Source organism: Eikenella sp. HMSC061C02, assembly GCF_001809035.1.
Classification (GTDB): Bacteria; Pseudomonadota; Gammaproteobacteria; order Burkholderiales; family Neisseriaceae; genus Eikenella; species Eikenella corrodens.
In genome coordinates, this window is the sequence record NZ_KV795518.1 from 1 (window position 1) to 6151 (window position 6151).

General features: G+C 54.8%; 11 protein-coding genes. 5 read left to right on the top strand and 6 right to left on the bottom strand.

The annotated features are described in order from the left end of the window. From HMPREF2541_RS01695 to HMPREF2541_RS11805, 3 genes are all read right to left on the bottom strand, one after another. Positions 1–188 (bottom strand): DUF4224 domain-containing protein (locus HMPREF2541_RS01695; protein ID WP_070541396.1); only part of this gene is annotated, 188 nt, incomplete at its 3' end. 10 nt (positions 189–198) lie between these two features. Then, positions 199–558 carry a hypothetical protein gene (locus HMPREF2541_RS01700; RefSeq protein ID WP_223417317.1) on the bottom strand — a complete coding sequence of 120 codons (360 nt, stop codon included), beginning with the start codon at positions 556–558 and terminating at the stop codon, positions 199–201. 45 nt (positions 559–603) lie between these two features. Beyond that, positions 604–810 (bottom strand): hypothetical protein, encoded by a 207-nt coding sequence (locus tag HMPREF2541_RS11805; RefSeq protein ID WP_141744169.1) that lies wholly within the window; start codon positions 808–810, stop codon positions 604–606. A gap of 19 nt (positions 811–829) precedes the next feature. Between HMPREF2541_RS11805 and HMPREF2541_RS01705 the strand changes: the two genes are divergently transcribed. From HMPREF2541_RS01705 to HMPREF2541_RS01720, 5 genes are all read left to right on the top strand, one after another. Then, positions 830–1261, top strand: a complete 432-nt coding sequence (locus tag HMPREF2541_RS01705) for a DnaT-like ssDNA-binding protein (protein WP_306424504.1) — start codon at positions 830–832, stop codon at positions 1259–1261. A gap of 2 nt (positions 1262–1263) precedes the next feature. After that, on the top strand, positions 1264–1626 hold the full coding sequence (locus tag HMPREF2541_RS01710; protein WP_064103539.1) for a hypothetical protein: 363 nt from the start codon (positions 1264–1266) through the stop codon (positions 1624–1626). Continuing rightward, entirely contained in the window at positions 1626–1787 is a 162-nt protein-coding gene (locus HMPREF2541_RS12110) for a hypothetical protein (RefSeq protein ID WP_003824397.1), read from the top strand. The genes HMPREF2541_RS01710 and HMPREF2541_RS12110 overlap by 1 nt, the downstream gene beginning before the upstream one ends. Continuing rightward, positions 1784–2053, top strand: a complete 270-nt coding sequence (locus tag HMPREF2541_RS01715) for an HK97 gp10 family phage protein (protein ID WP_246824959.1) — start codon at positions 1784–1786, stop codon at positions 2051–2053. The genes HMPREF2541_RS12110 and HMPREF2541_RS01715 overlap by 4 nt, the downstream gene beginning before the upstream one ends. 111 nt (positions 2054–2164) lie before the next feature. Then, positions 2165–2575: a hypothetical protein gene (locus tag HMPREF2541_RS01720; RefSeq protein ID WP_070541400.1), complete on the top strand. Its 411-nt coding sequence runs from the start codon at positions 2165–2167 to the stop codon at positions 2573–2575. Positions 2576–2741: 166 nt separating this feature from the next. On the opposite strand, the gene pyrE is transcribed toward HMPREF2541_RS01720, so the two are convergent. The 3 genes from pyrE to HMPREF2541_RS01735 form a co-directional block, all read right to left on the bottom strand. Continuing rightward, complete coding sequence (gene pyrE / locus HMPREF2541_RS01725) at positions 2742–3386, bottom strand: orotate phosphoribosyltransferase (RefSeq protein WP_070541402.1); 645 nt, start codon at positions 3384–3386, stop codon at positions 2742–2744. 148 nt (positions 3387–3534) lie between these two features. After that, positions 3535–5346, bottom strand: a complete 1812-nt coding sequence (gene typA, locus HMPREF2541_RS01730) for a translational GTPase TypA (RefSeq protein WP_070541405.1) — start codon at positions 5344–5346, stop codon at positions 3535–3537. Positions 5347–5520: 174 nt separating this feature from the next. Then, positions 5521–5916, bottom strand: a complete 396-nt coding sequence (locus HMPREF2541_RS01735; RefSeq protein WP_035573809.1) for a hypothetical protein — start codon at positions 5914–5916, stop codon at positions 5521–5523. Positions 5917–6151: the final 235 nt, after the last annotated feature.

Sequence of the window (6151 nt, forward strand, 5' to 3'; positions counted from 1 at the left end):
CACCTGGGCTTGTCCGGCTTATGTTTTTGCGGTTTGCCTTCCAGCACGCTGCGGCTGACAACAGGGTAGCCTGCGGCATTGGTAAAGAACGGAATGCCGTTTTTGCGCAGGGTTTCGGCCTGTTTTTTCGGCTGCTTGCGGCTGGTCAGTTCGATGATTTCTTCGCGGGTTAAAAAGGTGTTGGTCATGTTTCCCCTTTCAAATAATAATCTTGATGATGGACTGCTCGCCGTTCACTTCTTCCAGCCCGTCCAAATCCTGTAGCCCCTGCATGGCCACCTCGTACAAGATCTGGCTAAGGTTCTCACGGGTTACGCCTTCGCTCGTTATCTTGGCTTCGCGGATTTCGTATTCCGGCTTGCCGTGTAGCTTCAGCCAAATCTCGAAGCGGTATTTGCGCGGCTTGTCGAAGATGCGCTTGCGTTTCACGGGGTCGGCGAAGTCGCCGAACATCTCCGCCGCTTCCTGAAATTCGTCACGAGTATCTGCACCAACCAAGGGGAAGGTGCAGTAGCCGCGATAGGGTTTGGACGGTTTCTTTTTTCTGCTCCGGCTCACGGCTTAATCTCCAAACTAAAGACCACCCGAAGGTGGCCTAGTTAATCAATCATTGTTAAATATTTTCTGTACCTCTTCATGCGAAAGAATTTGCCATGCAGATTGGTTTGTAACTGGAAGCCAATCATCTTCAATCCTATTGCCATTTACCAATTCGCTTCTTTTAAAGCGGATAATTACAGCTTCGTCTCTGGAAACAAACAACATAATTCCCCCTGATGATTTTGATTTCGCGAATACTGGATATCTCATTCCACATCTCCTCTACAGATTGCGTTCAATACATCGGCGTGGGCTTGGGCGGCTGATTCGGATAGCCGATGCCGACCGCTACCATCAGATGCGGCAGTCTGCCGCTGCATGGGCAGCGTTGGATGAGCCGACTAAGGAGCGGATGCTGGTATCCGCCTCCGACTACCTGGACGCTAATTTCAGGCTGAAAAACGGCTTGAATGCGGCGATGCGGAGCGGAGAAAAGCCGGTACCCCCGCAGGTACTGAAGGCAGTCTGTGAACTGGCTTTGCAGCAGCAGCTGAACAGCAACGAGAAGCCGAGGCAGCAGAGTGTGAAGGTCGGCGAAATCGCGGTTACTTATGCGATAGGCAATACCAATAAGGAACGTTTCGACTATGTGGCGGCCTTGCTGTACGGTATGTATGAGCCGCGCAAAGGTGTTCACATGGTGCCGATGCCGAGAGGGTAGTTATGTTTGATTATGCGGGATTGGAAGTGGTGGCCGCTGATGTGATCGCCGACTTTGGGCGGGATTGCACGGTTACGGTCAGCAGTAGCCGTTATGATGTGGAAACATCACGCACGGTTCAGCAGACACAGAGCTATATTGGGAAATGCGTGTTCGGCAATCTGAATGAGAAGCATATCATGCAGCTTGGTGGTGCGCATTTGGTGCAGTCCGGCGATATGCTGGTTACGGCTACCGCATCCTGTAATCTGCAAACTGGTTGTCTCTTGGAATGCGGCGGCGAGGCTTGGCGGGTGGTTAGTGTCATGCCCATCAAGCCGGCTTCCGTAGTAGTGGCTTATCAGGCGCAGGCACGGAGGGAGTGATGGAAACGTTGAAGGCACTTAATCAGATTGTGGTTAGCCTGGTAGAAATTGCGGGCATGGCTTTACTGTTGGTGTTGGCGTTTCTATTAGTGGCTGCGTTGGCATTGCTGCCGCTGGGCTTGCTTGGATGGCTGTTGGTTTGGCTGTGGGGGCTGTTATGAGAGGCTTCGGCAGCCAAATCAGCGCATGGGCGGACGCAGTACGGCAAAAATTGGACGCGGCGGCGGACGAAATCGTGCAGGAAGCCCACCGCCGGTTGTTGGAACAGACGCCGGTGGACAGCGGCGGCCTGAAAGCCAGCTGGACGCAGTCAGTCAATGTGCTGCCGACTGCGTTCAACGGCTCGACGGTAACAGTTAAAGCCGGGCAGGTGGTATATATCGCCACGGATAAGGTGTACGCCCCGATTATTGAATACGGGCTGTAAGCCGAGATGTAACCATCAGACTGTCCGGCAAGCCGAAGCTGACGGTGGGTTGATGTTGGGGCTGTCTGTTTCAGGCAGCCTTTTATATTTTTGATTTCAGGAGATTTATTCATGGATTTAAAGGAACTGCAAGGCGTTTCCAATGACCGTTTCAACGAAACCCACGAGTTTCACCCTAAGCACCCGACAACTGGGGAGGAACTGGGTTTTACCATCACTATCCGCAGTATGCGTTCTGACGAAATGCTGCGCCTGATGAATCGACTATCCCGTGAAGCACAGTTGAAGGCAACTAAAGAACAGCGCACCGGCAAGGCTGAGGTAGAAACAATGGAGCAGGCGATTGCCCGCGATATTGAGACTACCTGCGTGCTGACGGTATCGTTCGACGGCCTGAAAGACGACGGTAAAGAAGTGGGCAGCGATGCTGAAGCCATTAAATCCGTGCTGTCGCAATATACCTGGCTGCGTAAGCAGATCATGGACGAAGCGGCAGAAGAGCAAAATTTTTTCAAGGCGTAATTGCCGAGGCGGAGAGGCAGGCGCGGCGTTATTTCAAGCTGCACAAACCCATCAAAGACCGGGAGCAATCCAAATGGGATGCGCTGGAGCAGATTTACCAGCAAACAGGTATCCGCAAGCCTGATTTGGACAAACCCACATTCCCAATTTCAGGTAGCCTTTATTCTTAAGCCGCCACCCCGTAGCGGTCGCGGTAGGCCTGCACCGGCTCGAGGTGTTGCCGGAACTGCGCATCGTCTTGCAAGAGCGCGAGCAAATCGGCCAGGCTGGCAATCGGCACCACCGGCAGCCCGTATTGCTGGCGTACCTCTTGCACCGCCGATTGGTTGCCCGTGCCTTTTTCCATGCGGTCGAGCGCAATTGCCACCCCGGCTGGCGTAGCGCCTGCCTGCTCAATCAGGCGCACCGATTCGCGCACCGAAGTACCGGCGGAAATCACATCATCGATAATCAACACCCGTCCGGCCAGCGGCGCGCCCACCAACGTACCGCCTTCGCCGTGGTCTTTGGCTTCCTTGCGGTTGTAGGCAAAAGGCACATTTCGCCCCGCTTCGGCCAGCATCATCGCCGTGGCCGAAGCCAGCACGATACCTTTATAAGCCGGGCCGAACAGCATATCGAACTCCACCCTGCTCTCGAGAATCGAACGCGCATAAAACCGCGCCAACGCAAGGGTGGAGGCGCCGTCGTTAAACAGCCCGGCGTTGAAAAAATAGGGCGAAAGCCGCCCGGCTTTGGTAACAAACTCGCCAAAGCGCAGCACATCCTGCTCCAGCGCAAAGCGCAGAAAATTCTGTCGAAAATCGCTCATGATGCCTTCCCTGAAATCAAGAATTGGAAACGGCGGCATTATAGCCGATTCTGCGGCACTCTTCGGCGGATATGAAAAGGCTACCTGAAAACCGGCAGAAGGGTTTCAGGTAGCCTTTGCTGATATGGCTGAGACTTTTCAGGTAGCCTTAGTCCAATTTTTTAAAGTGGCGGCGGCGTTCCAGTTCGCTCAGGTAGCGTTTGCGCAGGCGGATGGATTTGGGGGTGATTTCCACCAGTTCGTCGTCGTCGATAAATTCCACCGCACTTTCCAGCGTGAGCTTAATCGGCGTGGTGAGTCGAACGGCTTCGTCGGTGCCGCTGGCGCGTACGTTGGTGAGCTTTTTGCCTTTGAGCGGGTTCACCACCAAGTCGTTGTCGCGGCTGTGGATGCCGATGATCATGCCTTCGTAGATTTTGTCGTTGGGCGATACGAACATGCGGCCGCGCTCTTCCAGATTCCACAGGGCATAAGCCACGGCTTCGCCTTGCTCTTGGGAAATCAGCACGCCGTTGCGGCGGCCGGGCATATCGGGCTTCACGGGGGCGTAGTCGTCGAACACGTGGCTCATCAGGCCGACACCGCGGGTGAGGGTCATGAATTCGCCTTGGAAGCCGATGAGGCCGCGGGCGGGAATGTGGTATTCGAGGCGGGTGCGGCCGTTGCCGTCGCTTTCCATGTTGGTGAGTTCGCCGCGGCGGCGGCCGAGTTCTTCCATGACGGCGCCTTGGTTTTCGTCGGGTACATCCACGGTAAGGTTTTCATACGGCTCGCATTTTTGGCCGTTGATGTCGCGGTACACCACGCGCGGTTTGCCCACGGCCAGTTCGTAGCCTTCACGGCGCATGTTTTCCAGCAGGATGGTGAGGTGCAGTTCGCCACGGCCGGATACGCGGAATACGTCGGCATCGGCGGTGTCTTCCACACGCAGTGCCACGTTGGTAAGCAGTTCGCGTTGCAGGCGGTCGCGGATTTGGCGGCTGGTAACGAATTTGCCCTCAGTGCCGGCCAGCGGGCTGGTGTTGACCATGAAGTCCATGGTAAGGGTGGGCTCGTCCACGCTCAGCATTGGCACGCCGATGGGGTTGTCTTTGTCGCAAATGGTTACGCCGATGCCGATTTCGTCGATACCGGAAATCAGCACGATGTCGCCGGCTTCGGCTTCCTGCAGCGGCACACGTTCCAGCCCGCTGAAACCGAGCAGCTGGTTGATGCGGCCTTGGGCGATTTGTTTGTCGTGGTTCATCACGGCCACGGTTTGGCCGGGGCGGATTTTGCCGTTGAGGATGCGGCCGATACCGAGGCGGCCGGTGTAGTTGTCGTAGTCGAGCTGGGAGATTTGCAGCTGCAGCGGCGCATCGGTGCTACCTGAAGGCGCGGGGGTGTATTTGAGGATGGTGTCGAACAGCGGGCGCATGTCGTTGCTCTCGTCTTCTTCGTTCAGCTTGGCGAAGCCGGAGAGGCCGGAGGCATAGACGATGGGGAAATCGAGCTGTTCTTCGCTGGCGCCAAGGTTGTCGAACAAATCAAAGGTTTGGTCGATCACCCAGCTGGCGCGGGCGGTGGGCTTATCGATTTTGTTGATGACCACGATGGGTTTCAAGCCCAGTGCGAGGGCTTTTTTGGTGACGAAGCGGGTTTGCGGCATCGGGCCTTCTTGTGCGTCCACCAACAGCAGCACGCAGTCCACCATGCCGAGCACGCGTTCTACTTCGCCGCCGAAGTCGGCGTGGCCGGGGGTGTCGACGATGTTGATGTGGTAGCCTTCGTATTCGATGGCGGTGTTTTTGGCCAGGATGGTGATGCCGCGTTCTTTTTCGAGGTCGTTGCTATCCATCACGCGTTCATCTACGTGCTGATTGGCGCGGAAGGTGCCGGATTGGCGCAGGAGTTGGTCTACGAGTGTGGTTTTGCCATGATCGACGTGGGCGATAATGGCGATGTTGCGGATATTTTTCATGTTAGTTTGTTGCCGCAGCGGGTGCGGAAAATAATTTTGGAAACTGCGCATTATAGCAGTCCTACTATTCGCCCCGCAAAGCCGGGCAGGTGGTCGGATGTTTTTCAGCTAGCCTTTGGGGTGTGAAAAAGGCTACCTGAATTTCAGGTAGCCTGTATGGGCTTGGGTTGTGGCTTAGTCGACAAACTGCCGCAACATGCTCACTGCCAAGTGGCTGAACTGGCGGTATTTGTCGGTTTTTTCGATTTTATCCTTATCGAGCCCGATTTCGATGATGACGCCGGCTTTGTTGCCATAGAGCACGGTGTTTTCAATTTCGTAGGCGCTGTGGGTTTTGCCTTTGCTATCGGGCGTGGGCACGATGAAGGCCTGCAGCATTTCGCCGCTGGCCAGGTTTTGCAGGATCAGGCTTTTCTTCACGTTTTCGGCCACATCGCCGCTCACGTATTGGAAGGGGTTGGTGGCCACATCGGTTACGCCGCGATAGGTGTAGATGTAAACCTTGTGTTCGAGTTTGAAATTGTTGATTAGATAGAGTTTGAGCAGAAGCTGACGGAGGTCGGCGGCCATGATGTTTCCCTTTGTGTGCCCGCTATAGCTGCGGTTGATGGGCATTATAGCCAATCTGCGGATATTAAAGCGATAGCCGCAGCATATTTTTAGTGAATTGAAATAAGGATGCTGCTATGTTGGCTTGCTTTGCCATACTACTTCTACAGTGTTTCAGGTAGCCTGCAATGTTTGTAGCCGTAAAGAGGCTACCTGAAAACAAAAGGGGCTGACGTAGATTAGCAGTCATGCTAGT